The sequence below is a fragment of the Accumulibacter sp. genome, from assembly GCF_023806565.1.
In the GTDB taxonomy this organism is placed as follows: domain Bacteria; phylum Pseudomonadota; class Gammaproteobacteria; order Burkholderiales; family Rhodocyclaceae; genus Accumulibacter.
In genome coordinates this window covers 1-2564 of the sequence record NZ_JAMTDV010000108.1, presented here as the reverse complement: position 1 = coordinate 2564, position 2564 = coordinate 1, and the positions used below count along the sequence as shown (strand labels likewise).

Here is a 2564-nt window from a genome sequence, read left to right as displayed (position 1 = left end):
CAGACTGCCGGACGCTTGCGGCCGGTCCACCTGTCTTCCCTCCAGTCGAGTCCTCAGGCCCGCTCCAGAATCGCATCGAGGCCGACACCCGCCGGCAGCAATCCGAAAACGTCGGCAGTGTCAAAGCGCGACGCGCAAAACGCTGCGAAGACGGCGTCAGAGGAGTGCTGCCGCAGCAAGGTCGCTTGCAGCAGCAACGCCAGGTCACGTGCCAGACGCCGCGCCTCCACTTCCTCCGTGATGCCGCCGACGGCGCGCAGGACGAGATCGCGCCGGCGGTCGAACGCCGGGTGTGCCTGCCGCGCCGGCTCCAGCTCGTGTTCCAGCGCGGCGCCCGCTGCCGGGTCGCGGAGCGTGCGCAACAGGTCGAGCGCCATGATGTTGCCGGCACCTTCCCAGATCGAATTGAGCGGCATCTCCCGATAGATGCGCGCCATCACGCCTTCGCCCTGCTCTTCGACATAGCCGTTGCCGCCAAGGCATTCCATCGCCTCCTGCGCGAAATGGCTGCCGCGCTTGCAGATCCAGAACTTGGCGATCGGCGTCAGCAGACGGCGCATCGCGGCCTCGTGCCCGCTGGCGTCCTCGCCCGCTTCGCACCGGTCCACGGCGCGCGCCAGACGCAGCGCGAGCGCGGTCGCTGCCTCGCTCTCGATCGCCAGATCGGCGAGCACGTTCTTCATCAGCGGCTGTTCGACCAGGCGCTTGCCGAACGCCTCGCGCTGGCGCGCGTGATGCAGCGCGAGCGACAGCGCATGGCGCATCAGACCGGCGGTGCCAAGCGCGCAATCGAGCCGGGTGATCGCTCCCATCGCCAGAATCTGCGCGACGCCACGGCCCTCGTCGCCGACCAGCCAGGCGCTCGCCGCTTCGAACTCGACCTCGGAGCTGGCGTTGGCGTGGTTGCCGAGCTTGTGCTTCAGACGCTGGATGGCCAGCGCGTTGACCGTCCCGTCGGGCAGGATGCGCGGCAGGAACAGGCAGGAGAGCCCGCCGGAAGTCTGCGCGAGGATCAGGAAGGCATCGCACATCGGCGCCGAGAGGAACCACTTGTGGCCGGTGACGCGGTAGCGGCGGCCCCAGGCGTCGTCGCCGTCGAACTCGGCACGGGTGGTGTTGGCACGCACGTCCGAGCCGCCCTGCTTCTCGGTCATTCCCATGCCCATCGTCAGGCCGTTCTTGCGGTCGAAGGGCAGGAAGCGTTCGTCGTAGCTCCGGCTGGCAAGACCGGGGAACCAGTCCGAGTGGATCGCCATGTTGGCGCGCAGTGCCGGTGTCACCGCGTAGCTCATCGACACCGGACAAAGCACCGAGGGCTCGCACTCGGTGAACAACAGGAACGCTGCCGCCCGCTCGATATGGGCACCGGCCCCCGCCGACCACGGTGTGCCGTGCAGCCCGTGGCGCAGTGCCGCCGACATCAGCACATGATAGCTGGGGTGAAACTCGACCTGATCGATGCGGCGGCCAAAGCGGTCATGGCTCTTCAGTTGCGGCGGGAAAGCGTTGGCCAGCCGCGCGTGCTGCTGCATCACGGCCGACCCCATTTCGGCTCCCAGAGCGGCAAGGCGTGCGCTATTGAATCCCGCATCATGGAAGTGCAGTGCGTCGGCCAACGCGCGGTTGCCGGAAAACAGATTCACGTCGGCAAGCGGCGTGCTCTGGTTGAATACCGTGTGTGTGGCTCGACTCATGGCCTCCCCTTTGCGCATGCGCGTGTCGTCGATGGTTCGCCAGGAACTCGGACCTGGCGAACCTGTGCCAGACTACAGGTAGCGGAACATCCTGTCATCGGCCCGCGTGTCGAGGCGCTGGCCCCTGGGAACGACGACGATTCCCGAGTCGCTTACGGTGAATCGGCGACGATCGATTTCCGGGTCATAGCCGATCTGTTCGCCGGCCTCGACGGTGTTGTAACGATCGACGATGACCCGTTTCAGGCGCACCCCCTTGCGCAACACGGCGTAGTCCATCACGATGCACTCGTCGAGTTCGACATCCTCTTCCATCAGGACTTCCCGGCGGACGATCGAATTGCGCACGCGCGCGCCCCGGATCATGCTGCCGGAGCTGACGATGCTGTTGTCGAGTTCCGCGTGGATGAACTTGGGCGACGGACCCTGGTAGTTGCTCGAACCGATCCGCCACCTCGGGTTGAAGATGTCGAACCTCGGCTGGGCTCCGAGCAGATCCTGATGCGCGGCAAAATAGGCGTCGATCGTTCCCACGTCGCGCCAGTAGGCCGGTTCCTCGCTTTCGCGCACACCCGGAACGCGATTGTCCGAGAAATCATAGGCGAAAACGCGCTTCGTCTGGATCAGGCGAGGCAGCAAGTCCTTGCCGAAGTCCTTTTCGCCCAGCCGGTGCCCTTCGCGCAGCGCCTGGATCAGCACATCGGCAGCGAAAATGTAGTTGCCCATCGAGGCGAAGGCGCGACCTGCGTCGCCGGCCATCGGCGCCGGCTCGCGCGGCTTTTCGCGAAAGCTGCGCACCGCGCCATCGGCCGCCGCGTCGATGATGCCGAACGCCGACGCAGTTGCGATCGGCACCGGCAGCGCGGCGAT

General features: G+C 66.3%; 2 protein-coding genes. Both read right to left on the bottom strand.

Annotated features, from left to right (window positions below):
• Positions 1 to 53: 53 nt before the first annotated feature.
• Positions 54 to 1694 (bottom strand): isovaleryl-CoA dehydrogenase, encoded by a 1641-nt coding sequence (locus NFV80_RS12145; RefSeq protein ID WP_296758795.1) that lies wholly within the window; start codon positions 1692 to 1694, stop codon positions 54 to 56.
• Positions 1695 to 1766: 72 nt separating this feature from the next.
• Positions 1767 to 2564 (bottom strand): sugar phosphate nucleotidyltransferase (locus NFV80_RS12140; protein WP_295329594.1); only part of this gene is annotated, 798 nt, incomplete at its 5' end.